The sequence below is a fragment of the Baekduia alba genome (assembly GCF_028416635.1).
Lineage (GTDB): Bacteria > Actinomycetota > Thermoleophilia > Solirubrobacterales > Solirubrobacteraceae > Baekduia > Baekduia alba.
In genome coordinates this window covers 3,919,545-3,934,477 of sequence record NZ_CP114013.1, presented here as the reverse complement: position 1 = coordinate 3,934,477, position 14,933 = coordinate 3,919,545, and the positions used below count along the sequence as shown (strand labels likewise).

The following is a 14,933-nucleotide window of genomic DNA, read 5'->3' as shown; positions in this document are numbered from 1 at the left end:
GTGGGGTGCGACGACGGATGCCCCTGCAACTGCTCGCGCTGGCGCTCGACGCCGCGCTCTACCCGACCCTCCTGGCGGCGGTCGCCCTCCTGCTCTCGCAGGAGCGGCGCCGCCCGCTCCTGGCCGCCTACCTGGCCGGCGGGCTCACGGTCAGCATCGCGGTGGGGCTCGGCATCGTGGCGCTGCTGCAGGGCTCGGGCGCCGTGCGCTCCGATCGCTCGGGGGCGAGTTGGATCACCGACGTGTCGGTCGGCGGGCTGGCGCTGCTGCTGGCCGTCGCCCTCGCCACGCGGGTGGACGTCCGGCTCAAGCAGCGCCGGCGCCCGGCCGGCGGCAGCGACCCGGCCGGCGCGACCCACGCGACGCGCGAGCCGCTGTCGCAGCGGATCCTGTCCCGGGGCTCGGTGCCGGTCGTCTTCCTCGCGTCGCTGGCGATCAACCTGCCCGGGGCGGCGTACCTCGTCGGCCTCAAGGACATCGCGGTCGGCGACCACGGCACCGGCGGCGTCATCGCGCTCGTCGTCGCGTTCAACCTCGTGATGTTCACGCTGGCTGAGGTCCCGCTCGTCGGGTTGGCGGTCGCGCCCGAGCGCACGGTGGCCCTCGTCGTGCGCGCGAACCGGTGGTTCTCGGAGAACGGGCGCCGGATCGCGATCGTGCTGAGCGCCGTGCTCGGCGTCTACCTGGTCGCGCGTGGCGTGGCCAAGGCCTAGAACACGGTGGCCCAGTCGTCCTTGACGCTGACGACCGTCCAGCCCTCGGCGCCGGCGCGTGCGAGCGCCTGCTCGGCGCCGGCGGTGTAGGCGAACTCGCGCTCGGCGTCGTCGTGGTCGACGAGCAGTCGCAGGAACGGCTTGTCGGCGTGCTGGGCGAAGTCGAGCATCGGGACGTCGCCGTTGGTGTTGCCCGCGGCCAGCAGCGGCCGGCGGCCCGTGCGGCTCCAGATCCGCAGCGGCTTCTCCGGCCCGTCGTCGAGGTACTCGGGGCGCGGCGTGTGGGTGATCGTGCCGCCGTGCTCGTCGTTGGCGTAGGCCAACGCCGCGGTGCTGCCGATCACGCGCTCGCGCGGGACGCCGTAGAGCTCGTCGGTCACCGGGCGCATGAAGTCGCGCCCGCCGCCCGAGACGATGTAGTTGGTGAACCCGTTGTCCTCCAGATACGCGAGCAGCTCGACCATCGGCGTGTAGGCGCACTCGAGGTAGGGGCGGCCGAGCGTCGGGTGCTGGGTGGAGCGCAGGAACGCGTCGGAGCGCTCCTCGAACTCCTCGACGCTCATGCCGTCGTAGGCCGCGAGGATCCCGCCCAGTAGCACCTTGACCTTGGTGTCGTCGCCGGCGTAGTGCTCGGTCATGACCGCGCTCAGCCACGCGGCGTCGCCCTCGTGCGCCGCCTGCCACGGCTGGCGCGCCTGGAGGTCGGGGTCGGCCGCGGCCATCTCGCCCAGCCGGCGCAGGATGAAGTCGGCCTGGATCGGCAGCGGCTGCTCGCACCACAGCGTGCCGTCGTTGTCGAAGACCGCCACGCGCTCGGCGACCGGGACCTCGTCGCGCGTGCGCGCGACGAAGTCGACGATGGCCTGGCGCGCCGGTCCGTCGGCCCAGGAGCCCAGCTCGGCCATCCGACGTGCCTACTCGCGCGCCATCATCGCGACGGCCTCGCGCTCGAGGTCGACGTAGGGCTCGCCGCTGACGTCGACCGCCACGCGGGTGATCGTGCCGCCGGTGAACGGGTGCGGCGCCGTGCCCGGGTAGTCGGCGGCGACCGGGTCGCCGCCATCGCGCCCGACGCACAGGCCGTCGCCGGAGATCGAGAACTTGCCCGGCTGCGTCTTGATCTTGCCCTCGCCGACCTTGACGTCGCCGTGGAACAGCGACAGCGTGCCGAACGACAGGCCGGGCGGGTCCTCGCCCTCCTTCGCGAACGCCGCCGACAGGATCAGCCCCTCGCCGGTCGGCAGCTCCTGGTCGGCGACGACCGTCTGCTCGACGCTGCCGACGAAGCTGTAGACGTAGTGCAGCTTGTTGTCCTTGATGTAGAGCGCGTGGCCCCCGAAGCGCGCCCCGTGCGAGAACAGGACGCCCTCGGCGCCGGCCTCCGGGAGGTCGACCAGCGCCGCGATCGCGTAGGAGCGGTTGCGGACGTTGACCGCCTGGGACTCCGGGACGTCGGCGATGCCCGGGTAGTAGATGTAGCGGTTGCGGGCGGGCGAGAGCAGCGGCCGCGGCGTGAGGATGATCTCCAGCGCCGAGCGGTCGTCGAGCGGGAACGCCCCGTTGGCGCCGGCCTCGGCGTACCAGAGGTTGATCAGCTCTTGCAGGCGCTCGGGCTCCTGGAGCGACAGGTCGTGCAGCTCGGAGCGGTCGACGTCGGTGTGGTACAGCTCCCACTCGTCCTTGCCGAAGTGGCCCCAGCCGCTGAGCGTCGGGTGGGTCGTGACCGCCGTCCAGCCGTCGTGCCAGATGCTGCGGGAGCCGAGCATCGAGTAGAACTGCGTCTGGCGGGCGCTGGGCAGCGTCGCGGCGTCGAAGCTGTAGCGCATGCTGACGCCGTCGAAGTGGCTCTGGACGTGGCCGCCGAGCGTCTCGGGCGCCTCGACGCCGAGCGCGTCGAGCATCGTCGGCACCAGGTCGACGGCGTGGTGGTATTGCTCGCGGAGCTCCCCGCGCGCCGCGATGCCCTTGGGCCAGGAGATGATGCACGGGTCCGACGTGCCGCCGGCGTACTCGTAGCGCTTCCACATCTTGAACGGTGTGTTGAACGCCATGGCCCAGCCGTTGGGGTAGTGGTTGTAGGTCCCCGGGCTGCCGAGCTCGTCGATCTTCGCCAGGTTCTCCGCCATGTCGTCGGGGATGCCGTTGGCGAACTTGTTCTCGTTGACCGAGCCGTCGGGCCCGCCCTCGCCGCTGGCGCCGTTGTCGGAGACGACGACGACCATCGTGTTCTCGCGCTGCCCGGTCTCCTCGAGGTAGTCGAGCAGCCGGCCGATCTGGTCGTCGGCGTGCGCCAGGAAGCCGGCGTAGACCTCGGCCATGCGGCTGAACAGCCGCTGCTCCTCGGCCGACAGGGAGTCCCAGGGCCGGGTGACGTCCAGCGGCGGGAAGGGCTCGCCGTCGGGTCCGCTGCGGGTCTCCGGCGTGCCGAGCGGGTTGATCGGCGGCAGCTCGGTCTCGGGCGGGACGATCCCGAGCTCCTTCTGGCGGGCCAGCGTCTGCTCGCGCATCGCCTCGTAGCCCATGTCGAACTGGCCCTTGAACTTGTCGGCCCACTCCTTGGGCGCGTGGTGCGGCGCGTGGCAGGCGCCGGGCGCGTAGTACAGGAAGAACGGCTTGTCGGGCGCGAGCACCTTGGCGTCCTTGATGAACTCCAACGCCTTGTCGGTGAGGTCGACCGTCAGGTGGTAGCCCTCTTCGGGCGTGCTCGGCGGCTCGACGGGATGGCTGTCGTAGACCAGCTCGGGGAACCACTGGTTGGTCTCCGCGCCGAGGAACCCGTAGAAGCGCTCGAAGCCGCGGCCGCCGGGCCAGTTGCGCCGCGTCGAGGCGAGGTTCATCTCGGCCTCCGGGCACAGGTGCCACTTGCCCACCATGTAGGTGTTCCACCCCTGGGCGCCGAGGATCTCCTGGATCTGGCCGTTCTCGGGCGGGATGACGCCGCTGGCGTTCGGGAAGCCGCTGGCCGCCTCGGTGATGCAGGCCATGCTGTTGCGCGTGTGGTTGCGCCCGGTCAGCAGGCATGAGCGGGTCGGCGAGCACAGCGCGGTCGTGTGCCACTGCGTGTAGCGCAGGCCCTCGTCAGAGATCCGGTCGATGTTCGGCGTCGGGACCGGTCCGCCGTAGCTCTCCAGCGCGGAGAAGCCGACGTCGTCGAGCACGATGTACACGACGCTGGGCGCGCCGTCCGGCGCCACGGGCGGTTCGAACGGCGTCCAGTCCGGGACGGAGTCGCGGATGTCGACGTTGATCTTGCCCTTGAACGGCTTGCTCATGATGGTGCGCTCCTGGTCAGCCCGCGCGGCGGTGGGTGCTGGGATCCACCCTCGTCGAGGCATGCGGGGGCGGCATCATCCGGTCGGGGTGATGTGGGCGCCGGCGCTCGTGGCGCCCAGCGCGTTTGCGTGGGTGCTGCGCGGCGTGGTGCGTCCTCATCAAGGGCGTGAGAGCGGAGAGGCGGCGCCGCCCTGGCTGGTGTGGCTCGTCGCTGATCGTGCTTCGGGGCGGCGGTTCGGGGCCGAAGGGTCGCACCGAATCGCCGGCGAATCCTGGATCCGTGTCGACTGGTGGTCCTATGCGGGCCACCAAACGACACAGACCTCGACGCGCGCGTCGCTTCGGCCCCGAACGGACGCACCGCGCTCCGCGGCACCGACCAACGCCCGCACTGCGCGCCATCAACGCCGGCCGCCCGCTACGCCGGCGTCGGCACCGCGCCGCCGGGATCGTCCTCGGCGGCGTCGGCGTCGCGCTCGGCGCGCATCGCGGCGAGGTCGTGCGAGATGCGGACCGCGGCCGAGGTCAGCGGCGCCGCGAGGACCATCCCGACGCCGCCGAACAGGGCACCGGCCCCGATCGTGACGATGAGGACGACGAGCGGGTGGATCCCGAGCGCCGCGCCCATGATCACCGGCTGGATCATCTGCTGTAGCGCGCCGTTGGCGATCAGCACGATGAACGCCATGACGAGCGCGGCCTGCGTGCCGTTGGCGCCGAGCGCGATGAGGACGGTGAACGCGCCGGCCGTCCAGGCGCCGAGGAACGGGATGTAGGCCGCGACGAAGTTGACGACCGCGATCGTCCCGGCCAGCGGCACGCCGACGATCAGCGCGCCCAGGCCGATGACGACGCCGTTGAACGCCGCGATGGCGGTCACGCCGCCGAAGTAGCCGCGCAGCGACTGCAGCGTGCGGCCGAGCACGACGCGCGCGGCCGGCCGCGGGATGCCGAGGTGGCGTTCGGCCCACGTGCGGATCGCCGGCCCGTCCTTGAGCAGCAGGAACAGGCTGAGCGCGGTGAAGGAGATGAAGACCGCGAGGGACGCGAGCGCCGAGATGCCCGAGCCCACGCCGGTCAGCAGCGTGTGGAACGCGTCGCTGAGCCCGGAGCTGGCGCTGCTCTTGGCCTGGCTGGCGCTGTCGCTGCTCGCCCCGAGGTCGTTGAGCGCGGACTCGAGCCTGGTCGCGCCCTGCTGCAGCTTGTCGGTGATGTCGGAGGACTGGCTGGAGATGCCGCTCACGATCATCACCAGCAGCGCCGCGCCCGCCACGGCGACGCCCACGAACACGATCGCCGCGCCGGCGATCCGCGGGATCTTGTGGTTCTGGAGGAGTCGCACGATCGGCGACAGCACGGCCGCGAGCACCGCGGCGACGACGACCGGGACGAAGATCGTGCTCGTGAGGTCCGCGATCCAGATCGCCCCGACGACGACGACCGTGACGCCGGCCAGCAGCCAGGCGGCGAAGCCGAGGTCGCGCAGCCACGACGGCGCGGCGAAGATGCCGGAGAGCTCGACGTGCTCGAGCGGATCGGGCTCCGGGTCCTCCTTGGCGGATCGATGAGGGACCCTCACTGGGCCGCGAGGATCTTCGCCTTCTGGGTGGCGAACTCCTCCTCGGTCAGCACGCCCTGCTCCTTGAGCTCGCCGAGCTCGCGCAGCTGGGTGAGCATGTCGGGGCCGGCGTCGGCCGCCGGCGGCGGCGGCGCCTGCTCGGGCGGCGCCTCCTGGTATCCGGCGTCGTCCTGGGACGCCCAGCGGCCGGCCTGGCGGCGGGAGACGCGGTTGCTGACGGCGGTGGCGGTGCCGGAGATGACGGCGACGCGGGCGACTCCCCGAAGCAGTCCGGGCATGATGGCTCCTCGTTTTGGCGTACTGGCTCGATGCCGGACCATCGTCGCCGCGGGCGGGACGTGCGCGCATCCCCCGATGAGGGTGATGCGGGCCGCCACGCGAGGCAGGACGCTGCGGCGATGACCGACCAGGACCCGCAGGCGCAGGATCCCGTCCCGCCGCCGCCGGGTGGGACGCCTCCGCCGCCCGGTGGCACGCCTCCGCCGCCGGGTGGCACGCCTCCGCCGCCGGGCGGGGAGCCGCCGTCCTACGGCGCGCCGCCGCCCGACGAGCCGTCCCGCGGCTGGGCGATCGCCGCCGGCGTGGGCCTCGTGCTGCTGCTCGGCGTGCTGACCGCGCTCGTCATCGATCGCGGCGACGACGGCGCGACGGCGAACACGGCGCCTCCGATCAGCGTCGACGTGCACCGCACGACGAGCACGAAGAACGTCACGACCACGGTCGTCGCGCCCACGCCGCCGCCGTCCACCGTGACCGTCACGCCGACGGTCACCGTGACGCCGCCGCCCCGGACCACGACGGTCCCCACGCCGGCCGCGCCCGACACCGACACGACGACGGCGCCCTGACCCCCGTCATCCCAAGCGGATGATGCCGTCCGGTGACGTCGCTCCTACCGTCGGCAGCAGCAGCGACCCACGAAGGAGGAACCTCGATGTCCACCAGCGCCGAACCCCGGGGCACCCCAACGCCCCTCTCGGCCCAGCCGAGCGCACCCGTCGACGACGGCCGCGGCTACGGATGGGTGCTCTTCGCCGGGATGATGCTCGCGATCGTCGGGACGTTGAACTTCGTCTACGGCATCGCGGCGATCGGCGACAGCAAGTTCTACGTCAAGGACGCCCAGTTCGTCATCAGCAACCTCAACGTCTGGGGTTGGTTCTTGGTCATCGTCGGCGCCGTGCAGGTCATCTCGGCGGTCGGCATCTGGGCCCAGGCGGCGGGCGCCCGCTGGGTCGGCATCATCAGCGCCGGGGTGAACGCGACCATCCAGATGCTGGCGATCTCCGCCTACCCGTTCCTCGCGCTCGCGCTGTTCGGGGTCGACATCCTCATCATCTACGGCCTGCTGGCGCACGGGCGCCGCGCGTCCACGTGACCTGACCAACGGCTAGGCACGGCGGGCGCGATCGGCGTCAACGGGGCGCCGACCGGGCACCATCGTCATCGTGTGATCCGTGCCCGCCCGCCTGCACGCGGCGCACGAGGGCCGCGCGCTGGCCGGCCTGCGCCGCGAGCTCGACGCGCTGCCCGAGACGCGTCACCCGCTCGGGCTCTCGGTCGCCCCGCCGCCCGCGTCCGGCCTATCACCTCAATGAGATGAGGTCGCCTCCGGGGGCGCGTTCGTAGCGTCGGGCGTGTCGACCTCCCCGGGTGAGGAGCACCCATGTCCACGCAGCGCCAGCGCCCGATGGACCTCGACGTGCACGGCCCCGAGGCGCCTGGGGGTGGATCCTGCTCGTCTGCGGCGTGGTCCAGTTCTGCGTCGACATCGCCATCGTCTACGTCTACGGCCTCGTCGCCTGCTGGGAGCTGCCGGCGGACGCCTCGCGCTAGTGGGCGAACGCCGACACCTGGGGGGCTCCCGGCGCCGGGCCGGAGCCCTCCAGCCGCGCGGTCTGCTGGCGCAGGTCGTCGAGGAACAGGTCGGCCATGTCGTGGGTCATGCCGGCGCGCACGACGACGCGCAGCACCGAGAGGTCCTGGCGGTTCTCCGGGAACGTGTAGGCCGGCACGAGCCAGCCGCGCTCGCGCAGGCGGTCCGACACGTCGAAGACGGTGTACGCCGTCTCGGGCTTGACCGCGAACGCGAACACCGGCAGCTCGCTGCCGTCGGTGATCGTGCGGTACGGGCCCATCGCGGCGACCTCGGCGGCGATGCGCTGCGCGACCGAGCTCGAGTTCAGCTGCACGGCCGTGAAGCCCTCGCGGCCGAGGCTCAGGAACATGAAGTACTGGGCGATGACCTCGCTGCCCGGACGCGAGAAGTTCAGCGCGAAGGTCGGCATCTCGCCGCCCAGGTAGTTGACCTTGAACACCAGGTCCTCGGGCAGCGCGGCGGCGTCGCGCCACAGCGCCCAGCCGACGCCCGGGTAGACGAGGCCGTACTTGTGGCCGGAGGCGTTGATGGACTGCACGCGCGGCAGCTGGAAGTCCCAGACCAGGTCGGGCTGCACGAACGGCGCGATGAAGCCGCCCGAGGCGGCGTCGACGTGCAGCGGCACGTCGGGCCCGCCGCCGGCGGCGAGCGCGTCCAGCGCCTCCGCGATCTCGGCGACCGGCTCGTAGCTGCCGTCGAACGTCGAGCCGAGGATCGCCACGACGCCGATCGTGTTCTCGTCGCAGTAGGCGGCCGCCTGCTCGGCGTCGAGGTGGAAGCGCTCGCCCTCCATGGGCACGAGCCGCGGCTCGACGTCCCAGTAGCGGCAGAACTTGTCCCAGCAGACCTGGACGTTGACGCCCATCACGAGGTTCGGCTTGTCGGTCGGCAGGCCGGCGGCGCGGCGGCGCTCGCGCCAGCGCCACTTCAGCGCCATGCCGCCGAGCATCGCCGCCTCGCTCGATCCGGTGGTCGACGTGCCGGTCGCGTCGCCGCCCTCCGGGGTCGGCGCGTGCCATAGGTCGCCGAGGATGTTGACGCAGCGCTTCTCGATCTCGGCGGTCTGCGGGTACTCGTCCTTGTCGATCATGTTCTTGTCGGCCGTCTCGGCCATCAAGGCGGCCGCGTGCGGCGGCATCCACGTCGTGACGAAGGTCGCGAGGTTCAGGCGGGCGCTGCCGTCGAGGAACAGCTCGTTGGTGATGAGGTCGTGCGCGACCTCGCTGCCGACGCCGCCGTCGGGCAGCCGGTGGCGCGGCAGCGCCGCGGCGGTGGCGTCGCGGACGAGCGGTGAGGCGATGCTCGAAGGGACCGGGCCGGTCGGTGTCGTGGTCACCGCTCCATGGAACCGCGCCTCCGTGTGCGGTCGCATCACCCGTTCAGGGTGAGGCCGGGGATCGCGGCGGCGACGAGCGTCCCGCCGTCGGCCGGGCTCTCGATGCGCAGCGTCCCGCCGGTCGCCTCGACGCGGTCGCGCAGCGCCTGCAGCCCGGATCCCACGCGCTCGCGCGCGCCGCCGATGCCGTCGTCGTAGACCTCCACGCACAGGTCGGGCGGCGCCGCGACCGCCCGCACGGAGATCGACGTCGCACCGGCGTAGCGCTGAGCGTTCCCCACCGCCTCGGTGACGACGTAGTACGCGGTCGCCTCGGTCGTCGCGTCGAAGCGCGCGGTCGGGAGGGCGACCAGCGTCACCGGGACCGTCGACTGCCGGACGGCGCTGCGGATCGCCCGCGCCAGCCCGAGGTCGGAGAGCAGCGCCGGGTGGATGCCGTGGGCGAGCGTGCGGAGCTCGTCGATCGCGTCCCACAGCACCGCGTCGGCCTCCTCGAACAGCGCCGGCGCCCGCTCGGGCGTCTCCCGCGCCTGGCGCGCCGCGCGCCCGAGGTGCGCGGCGAGGACGACGAGGCGCTGCTGCGCGCCGTCGTGCAGGTCGCGCTCGATCCGCCGGCGCGCCACGTCGCCGGACGCGACGAGCCGCGCGCGGGAGGCCCGCAGCATCCGGGCGAGCTGCTCGCGCTCGGTGACGACGACCGCCAGGTAGAGCGTCGAGACCGCCGAGACCGCGATGTAGAGCTGGGTGTTGAGGACGCTGCGGGTGAGCGAGTCGAACACGAACGGGCCGAGCAGGTGCGACGTGTTCCAGGCCGTGAACGCGGCGGCCACGGCGATCGCGAGCGTCGCGCCGTGCGGTCCGAAGCGCAGCGCGGACCAGATCAGCGCCGGGAAGACCGTGTACGTCGTCGGCGCGTCGCCGCGCAGGGCGACCGCGCTCAGCGCCGCGACCGCGACGAGCATCAGGCCGAGCTCCAGCGCCGTGGCCCGCCGCCACCACGCGCGCCGCGGCGGCCGGTGCCAGGCGATCGCGAGCGGGACGACGACGACGGCGCCGCAGAAGTCGCCGAGCCACCAGGTGCGCCAGGTCGCGGGGACGTGGCCGGTCGCGATGACGCCGCCGAGGCGGGCCGCGAGCGCGCCGACGGTCGCGCTGATCGCCACCCCGACCGCGAGCGCGCCGAGCATGCGCCCCAGGTTGCGCACGGTCGCCAGCGGCGCGCCGCCGGGAACGAGGCGGCGCATGAGCCAGACCGCGACGAGCACCTCGAGGAGGTTGCCGCAGGTCTGGGCGAGCGCCGACCCGAGCGGCAGCGTGCCGTAGTCGTTGGCGAGCAGGTCGCCGACCAGGACGCCCGGCCAGTAGCGCCAGCCGCCGAGGTAGACGAACGCGATCGCGATGCCGACCGGCAGCCACATGATCGCGGCCACGGGGCCGGCGAAGTCGAGCAGGACCCCGGCCTTCGCGGCGCCCCAGTACGCGAGCGGCAGCACGAGCAGGCCGAACGCGTACCGCACGTCGGGGAGGCGACCCGCCTCGGAGCCCAGCATGATCCGGCGACCCTCCCAGACAGCGGGAGCGACCGCCAGCGATTGGGGTGCGCGCACCGGCCAGAGGCATGTGCGCGCTCAGCGCGCGCCGTTGCTGCCGGCGAGCACGAGCGTCTTCTGGGCGGTGAACTCCTCGTCGCTCAGCGCGCCGCTGTCGTGCAGCGTCGCCAGGCGCTCAAGCTGCTCGACGGGCTGGCTCATCGGCGGCGCGGGGCCGCGGCGTGCTCCCTGCACGGCCCGCGCCGCCCGCGTGGCGTGCTCCTGCAGCGTGGCGCGCGTCGCGCCGGCCCGCGCCTCCGGGAACTCGGCGGCGACCTGCCGGCGGAGGGCGGCCAGCGCGGCGAAGGCGAGGACGATCATGACCAGGACCCCAAGCGGCATGCGCGTCGCGGGGATCGGCGCCCACGCGATCACCAGCAGCACGGCCACGGCGACCGCCGAGTAGGCGACGCCCGGACGCTCGCGCAGGGTGGGGGCGACGGCGCGGCGGACCGCGATCGCCGGCCGGTAGGGCCCGGCGAGCCACGCGGCCGCGACGGCGGGGATGCCGAGGACGACCGTGGCCTGCGCGACGTCGCGCAGCATGTGCGTGCCGATCGACCACGCGGCCTGCGCCGCCGGCTCGACGGCGGCGGTGGAGGACAGCTGCCCCACGACGTAGGTGCCCGCGATGCTGCGGGCGACCAGGACGAACAGCCCGGCGGCGATGAGGTCGACGCCGGCGATCAGCAGCGTCTCGCGGCGCCGGCCGCGGGCGAGGTACACGGCGAGCGCGAGCATCGCGATGGCCAGCGCGGGCAGCACGGCGGAGAGGCCCTTGACCCACGAGACGGCGCTCTTGAGCGTGTCGACCTGGGTGTTGGACATGATCGTGATGTTCCCGGCGTCGGGCGGGATCCGGTCCGACAGCGAGCGCGGCAGGCCGAGGCGGCCGATGACCTCGACCACCATCGAGCGCAGGTTCAGGACGATCGCGCCGCCGGTGGCGGTCACCAGCTTGGAGTCGCCCTCAGCGATGTTGATGAACTGCTCCGCGGTGACCCGGTTGGCCTGCTTCCAGACCTCCTGGACGCGGGGCCGGCCGAGCGCCCGGTTGGTCGTCGTCTGCGCGAGGTCGCGCAGGCCGCTGGTGGCGGGGCCCGCCAGGGGCTTGAGCCGGGGCGGCAGGGCGCTGGCGATCTGCGCGCTGACGTCGGCGTTGGCGTACACCTGGTCGACGAGGTAGCCGGAGACCTGCGTGCGGATCTCGCTGTTGTCCAACATCGCGGCGCTCGTGTCCGACCAGTTGTCGGCGTCGAGCACCTGGCGGTTGGCCCAGACCGCGAAGATCGCCAGGACCGCGAGGACGGTGGCCCCGCACAGCAGCGCGCGGATCGCGATCCTGCGGCCGCGCGGGATGGCCGGCGCGGGCTCGGCGGCGGGCGTCGGGGCGGGGGCGTCGGGCGGTGGCGAGGCAGCGTCGGTCACGTCAAGGTCTCCTTGGCGCCCACCGTCGCAGTGCCGGCCGGGGGCCCGCAACGGCGCGGGCCTGCCTGTGCGGGGAGGCACGCACCCTGGCCGCACGCCTGCCCGCCTCCCCGCGTCCTAGGAACCGTCGAGCGCCGCGTCTACAGTGGGCCCATGACCGTGAGGGTGGCGCTCGCTGAGGACAGCTTCATCGTGCGCGAGGGGATCGCCCAGGTCATCTCCGACCACGAGGACGACGTGGTCGTCGTCGCGCGCTGCGAGGACGTCGACTCGCTGTTGAAGGCGATCGACGAGCATCAGCCCGACGTCGTCGTCACCGACATCCGGATGCCGCCGACCAACACCGACGAGGGGATCCGGCTGGCGGCGCTGCTGCGCGACACGCACCCGGAGATCGGCGTCGTGGTGCTGAGCAATTACGCCGATCCCGCATACGCGCTGGCCCTGCTGGACTCCGGGTCCGAGGGCCGGTCCTACCTGCTCAAGGAGCGGGTCCACGACCGCTCCCAGCTCGTGTCGGCGATCCACACGGTCGCCGTCGGCGGGTCGGTCATGGACCCCAAGATCGTGGAGCCGCTGATGCGCTCACGCGGGCGCGCGCCGCGCTCGCCGCTGGGCGACCTGACGGCGCGCGAGCTCGAGGTCCTCGCCCAGATCGCCCAGGGCGCCAGCAACGCGGCGATCGCCGAGACGCTGGTGCTCACCAAGCGCGCCGTCGAGAAGCACATCAACTCGATCTTCCTGAAGCTGAACCTCTCCGGCGCCGAGGACGTGAGCAAGCGCGTCAAGGCGACCCTGCTGTTCCTGGGTGACGTTCAGGCGACCTCGGCGCGCCGGCCGCCGTAGGTCAGCAGGGCCCAGATGACGATGATGTCGATCGCGAACAGCGACAGCGCCAGGAACGGGTAGCTGGGGATCGCGATCATCTGGACGATGGCGTTGCCGCCGGCGACGACGACGCCGAACCACCGGCCGAACTGGCGGTTGGCCCAGACCGAGAACGCCGCGAGGATCTGCGTCACGCCGAGCACGATCATGAACCAGCCCCAGGTGCTGAGGTTCCCGAACACGTACTCGACGTCGCGGACGAAGAACTTGGCGTTCGACGTCGCGGCGATCCCGTAGATGACGTTGAGGACGCCGACGATCGCGAGCATGGCGCCCGCGAACGCGAGCCAGCCGGGGCCCTCGTCGACCGCCGAGTAGGTGCTCGGGTCGGCGAAGCGGTCGCGCGCCGGGGGCAGCTGATCGGTGGTGAGGACGTTGCGCGGCATGGGTCTCTCCTCCTGGATGCGGTGCCGACGTCGAGCGACGTCGCCTGCGCACCGTCGCAACCACCCGGGCGCCCGCGCACCACCCGAATCGGATGATGTCGCCCCTCGGGGCCGGATCTACGGTCGGTCGACCGCACCGACGAGCGAAGGGACGTGCCATGAACAAGCCGATGTTCTTCTTCACGGGGATCTACGACACGGTGGCGCAGGCGGAGGCCGACTACGACGCGATCAAGGCGCTGCACCGCAACGACGACATCGGGTCCTACGACGCGGCGGTCCTGTCGCGGGCCGCCGACGGCAGCGTCAAGGTCACCAAGGACGAGAAGCCGGTCAAGCACGGCGGCTGGGTCGGCCTGGCGGCGGGCGCCGGCGCGTCGGTGCTGTTCCCGTTCCTGCTGCCCTGGACCGCGGGCGCCGCGGCCGGCGGCGCGGGCCTGGGCGCGTGGTTCGGGCACCTGGCCCACGGCATGTCGCGGCACGAGGCCAAGGAGATGGCCGAGATGCTCCAGCCCAAGCAGGCCGCGCTGATCGTCATCGGGATCGACGAGGACGTCGCCAAGATCGAGCAGGCGACCGGTGGCTCGATCCAGCACGTCACCAAGCACCTCGACGGCGCGGACTTCCAGGAGGCCGAGGCCGAGGCGATGCGCGCGCTCGAGCAGCAGGAGCAGGTCGCGGCGAGCGTCTGAGACCACGAGCGAGCGCTGGAGGGCGATCCCATGACCTGGGGCATCGCCTTCCGCGCCCGGCAGTACCTGAAGGGCAGCCTGTGGGTGGTCCCGCTGGTCGGGGCGCTCTGCGGCCCGCTGCTGGCCCAGCTCGACCTCACGATCGAGCAGCACATCACGCTGCCGCAGTCGTGGGTGTACTCCGAGAGCACGGCCGCGACGGTGCTCAGCGCCGTGGTCGCGTCGATGATCGGGCTGACCGGCATCGTGGTGGCCGTCGGCGTCCTGGTGGTCCAGATGGCGACCGGCACGCTGTCGGCGCGCTACATGCGGCTCTGGTACCGCGACCCGCTGCAGAAGGCCGTGCTGGCCGGCTTCGTCGGCACGTTCGCGTTCGCCTATTCCCTCCTGCGGCGCGTGGGGCCGACCTCGGTCCCCAGCCTCGGCGTCACGATGGCGGGCCTCTTTGTCGCGGTCAGCCTGGTCCTGTTCCTGCTCTACCTCGATCGCTTCATCCACCGGCTGCGGCCGGTGGCCGTCGCGGCGTTCGTCGCGCGTGGCGGGCGCGCGGTGCTGACCGAGGTCGACGCGCTGCGCCGACCCGCCGGCGGGCCGACCGCCGGGCGGACCGCCGGCGACGGCCCCGGCGTCGCGGTGGCGACGCCCCGCCCCGGCGTCCTGCAGGCGATCGACCTGAAGGGGTTGGTCGGGCTGGCGCGCCGGCAGGACGTCACGGTCACGCTGCGCTACACGGTCGGCGACTACGTCCCGGAGGGCGCGACGCTGCTGTCGCTGGACGGTGGGCCCGCGTCGGCCAAGACGCCGAAGCGCGCCCAGGGCCTGTTCGCGCTCGGCCAGGAGCGAACGATCGAGCAGGATCCGGCGTTCGCGCTGCGCATCATCGTGGACATCGCGATCCGCGCGCTGTCGCCGGCCGTCAACGACCCGACGACCGCGGTCCAGCTGCTCGACCACGTCGAGGCGCTGTGGTCCGGCCCGAGCACCGGCCCGTCGTGGAGGCCGAGATGACGCGCCTGGACGCCGACCTGCGTGCGCTGTGGTCCGGCGACCCCGAGCGGCTGGCGTACGCCGGCCTGCCCGACCGCCAAGGGATCGGCGGCGTCCCGCGCGACCGGCGAGCGCCGGCCGAGCAGCCGGTCGGATCATCTGGTTCGGGTGATGCCCCGTGAT

General features: G+C 72.7%; 16 protein-coding genes. 8 read left to right on the top strand and 8 right to left on the bottom strand.

All coding sequences use genetic code 11. The features are described from left to right. Positions 1-17: 17 nt before the first annotated feature. Positions 18-713 (top strand): GAP family protein, encoded by a 696-nt coding sequence (locus DSM104299_RS19695; protein WP_272473355.1) that lies wholly within the window; start codon positions 18-20, stop codon positions 711-713. Here DSM104299_RS19695 and DSM104299_RS19690 read toward each other — a convergent pair. The 4 genes from DSM104299_RS19690 to DSM104299_RS19675 form a co-directional block, all read right to left on the bottom strand. After that, positions 710-1,618, bottom strand: a complete 909-nt coding sequence (locus DSM104299_RS19690; protein ID WP_272473354.1) for an HAD family hydrolase — start codon at positions 1,616-1,618, stop codon at positions 710-712. The two genes, DSM104299_RS19695 and DSM104299_RS19690, sit on opposite strands and share 4 nt — an antisense overlap. 9 nt (positions 1,619-1,627) lie before the next feature. After that, complete coding sequence (locus DSM104299_RS19685; protein WP_272473353.1) at positions 1,628-3,985, bottom strand: arylsulfatase; 2,358 nt, start codon at positions 3,983-3,985, stop codon at positions 1,628-1,630. 419 nt (positions 3,986-4,404) lie between these two features. Continuing rightward, positions 4,405-5,565, bottom strand: a complete 1,161-nt coding sequence (locus DSM104299_RS19680; RefSeq protein WP_272473352.1) for an AI-2E family transporter — start codon at positions 5,563-5,565, stop codon at positions 4,405-4,407. After that, the gene (locus DSM104299_RS19675; protein ID WP_272473351.1) at positions 5,562-5,843 is read right to left on the bottom strand and encodes an SHOCT domain-containing protein; all 282 of its coding nucleotides are present in this window, start codon (positions 5,841-5,843) and stop codon (positions 5,562-5,564) included. Before DSM104299_RS19675 ends, DSM104299_RS19680 begins: the two co-directional genes overlap by 4 nt. 120 nt (positions 5,844-5,963) lie before the next feature. On the opposite strand from DSM104299_RS19675, the gene DSM104299_RS19670 reads away from it, so the two are divergent. The 3 genes from DSM104299_RS19670 to DSM104299_RS19660 all read left to right on the top strand — a co-directional run bounded on the left by DSM104299_RS19670 (position 5,964) and on the right by DSM104299_RS19660 (position 7,163). Next, on the top strand, positions 5,964-6,413 hold the full coding sequence (locus DSM104299_RS19670) for a hypothetical protein (RefSeq protein WP_272473350.1): 450 nt from the start codon (positions 5,964-5,966) through the stop codon (positions 6,411-6,413). 86 nt (positions 6,414-6,499) lie between these two features. Next, complete coding sequence (locus DSM104299_RS19665; RefSeq protein WP_272473349.1) at positions 6,500-6,943, top strand: DUF7144 family membrane protein; 444 nt, start codon at positions 6,500-6,502, stop codon at positions 6,941-6,943. Positions 6,944-7,022: 79 nt separating this feature from the next. Then, entirely contained in the window at positions 7,023-7,163 is a 141-nt protein-coding gene (locus DSM104299_RS19660) for a hypothetical protein (protein ID WP_272473348.1), read from the top strand. A 234-nt stretch (positions 7,164-7,397) separates the two neighbouring features. Here DSM104299_RS19660 and gad read toward each other — a convergent pair whose 3' ends face one another. From gad to DSM104299_RS19645, 3 genes are all read right to left on the bottom strand, one after another. Then, positions 7,398-8,816 carry a glutamate decarboxylase gene (gad, locus tag DSM104299_RS19655; RefSeq protein WP_432419749.1) on the bottom strand — a complete coding sequence of 473 codons (1,419 nt, stop codon included), beginning with the start codon at positions 8,814-8,816 and terminating at the stop codon, positions 7,398-7,400. Beyond that, on the bottom strand, positions 8,816-10,330 hold the full coding sequence (locus DSM104299_RS19650; protein ID WP_272473346.1) for a sensor histidine kinase: 1,515 nt from the start codon (positions 10,328-10,330) through the stop codon (positions 8,816-8,818). The genes gad and DSM104299_RS19650 overlap by 1 nt, the downstream gene beginning before the upstream one ends. Before the next feature lie 78 nt (positions 10,331-10,408). Then, positions 10,409-11,797, bottom strand: coding sequence for an SHOCT domain-containing protein (locus DSM104299_RS19645; RefSeq protein WP_272473345.1), 1,389 nt, complete (start codon positions 11,795-11,797; stop codon positions 10,409-10,411). Positions 11,798-11,950: 153 nt separating this feature from the next. On the opposite strand from DSM104299_RS19645, the gene DSM104299_RS19640 reads away from it, so the two are divergent. After that, on the top strand, positions 11,951-12,643 hold the full coding sequence (locus DSM104299_RS19640; protein ID WP_272473344.1) for a response regulator transcription factor: 693 nt from the start codon (positions 11,951-11,953) through the stop codon (positions 12,641-12,643). Here DSM104299_RS19640 and DSM104299_RS19635 read toward each other — a convergent pair. Next, complete coding sequence (locus DSM104299_RS19635) at positions 12,613-13,071, bottom strand: DUF7144 family membrane protein (RefSeq protein WP_272473343.1); 459 nt, start codon at positions 13,069-13,071, stop codon at positions 12,613-12,615. The genes DSM104299_RS19640 and DSM104299_RS19635 overlap by 31 nt on opposite strands. Before the next feature lie 158 nt (positions 13,072-13,229). Here DSM104299_RS19635 and DSM104299_RS19630 point away from each other — a divergent pair, with 158 nt between their 5' ends. Genes DSM104299_RS19630 through DSM104299_RS19620 form a run of 3 tightly spaced genes read left to right on the top strand, consistent with a single transcriptional unit; the run spans position 13,230 to position 14,932 of the window. Then, positions 13,230-13,763 carry a DUF1269 domain-containing protein gene (locus tag DSM104299_RS19630; RefSeq protein WP_272473342.1) on the top strand — a complete coding sequence of 178 codons (534 nt, stop codon included), beginning with the start codon at positions 13,230-13,232 and terminating at the stop codon, positions 13,761-13,763. Positions 13,764-13,793: 30 nt separating this feature from the next. After that, positions 13,794-14,771 carry a DUF2254 family protein gene (locus DSM104299_RS19625; protein ID WP_272473341.1) on the top strand — a complete coding sequence of 326 codons (978 nt, stop codon included), beginning with the start codon at positions 13,794-13,796 and terminating at the stop codon, positions 14,769-14,771. Continuing rightward, positions 14,768-14,932 carry a hypothetical protein gene (locus tag DSM104299_RS19620; protein ID WP_272473340.1) on the top strand — a complete coding sequence of 55 codons (165 nt, stop codon included), beginning with the start codon at positions 14,768-14,770 and terminating at the stop codon, positions 14,930-14,932. The genes DSM104299_RS19625 and DSM104299_RS19620 overlap by 4 nt, the downstream gene beginning before the upstream one ends. The last annotated feature ends 1 nt before the right edge of the window (position 14,933 follow it).

What these genes read in the sequence shown, in the direction of transcription:
- DSM104299_RS19695 (WP_272473355.1), top strand. Translation starts at nt 18, where the DNA reads ATGCCCCTGCAACTGCTCGCGCTGGCGCTCGACGCCGCGCTCTACCCG.
- DSM104299_RS19635 (WP_272473343.1), bottom strand. Translation starts at nt 13,071, where the DNA reads ATGCCGCGCAACGTCCTCACCACCGATCAGCTGCCCCCGGCGCGCGAC.
- gad (WP_432419749.1), bottom strand. Translation starts at nt 8,816, where the DNA reads ATGCGACCGCACACGGAGGCGCGGTTCCATGGAGCGGTGACCACGACA.
- DSM104299_RS19625 (WP_272473341.1), top strand. Translation starts at nt 13,794, where the DNA reads ATGACCTGGGGCATCGCCTTCCGCGCCCGGCAGTACCTGAAGGGCAGC.
- DSM104299_RS19650 (WP_272473346.1), bottom strand. Translation starts at nt 10,330, where the DNA reads ATGCTGGGCTCCGAGGCGGGTCGCCTCCCCGACGTGCGGTACGCGTTC.
- DSM104299_RS19690 (WP_272473354.1), bottom strand. Translation starts at nt 1,618, where the DNA reads ATGGCCGAGCTGGGCTCCTGGGCCGACGGACCGGCGCGCCAGGCCATC.
- DSM104299_RS19675 (WP_272473351.1), bottom strand. Translation starts at nt 5,843, where the DNA reads ATGCCCGGACTGCTTCGGGGAGTCGCCCGCGTCGCCGTCATCTCCGGC.
- DSM104299_RS19665 (WP_272473349.1), top strand. Translation starts at nt 6,500, where the DNA reads ATGTCCACCAGCGCCGAACCCCGGGGCACCCCAACGCCCCTCTCGGCC.
- DSM104299_RS19670 (WP_272473350.1), top strand. Translation starts at nt 5,964, where the DNA reads ATGACCGACCAGGACCCGCAGGCGCAGGATCCCGTCCCGCCGCCGCCG.
- DSM104299_RS19620 (WP_272473340.1), top strand. Translation starts at nt 14,768, where the DNA reads ATGACGCGCCTGGACGCCGACCTGCGTGCGCTGTGGTCCGGCGACCCC.
- DSM104299_RS19630 (WP_272473342.1), top strand. Translation starts at nt 13,230, where the DNA reads ATGAACAAGCCGATGTTCTTCTTCACGGGGATCTACGACACGGTGGCG.
- DSM104299_RS19685 (WP_272473353.1), bottom strand. Translation starts at nt 3,985, where the DNA reads ATGAGCAAGCCGTTCAAGGGCAAGATCAACGTCGACATCCGCGACTCC.
- DSM104299_RS19640 (WP_272473344.1), top strand. Translation starts at nt 11,951, where the DNA reads ATGACCGTGAGGGTGGCGCTCGCTGAGGACAGCTTCATCGTGCGCGAG.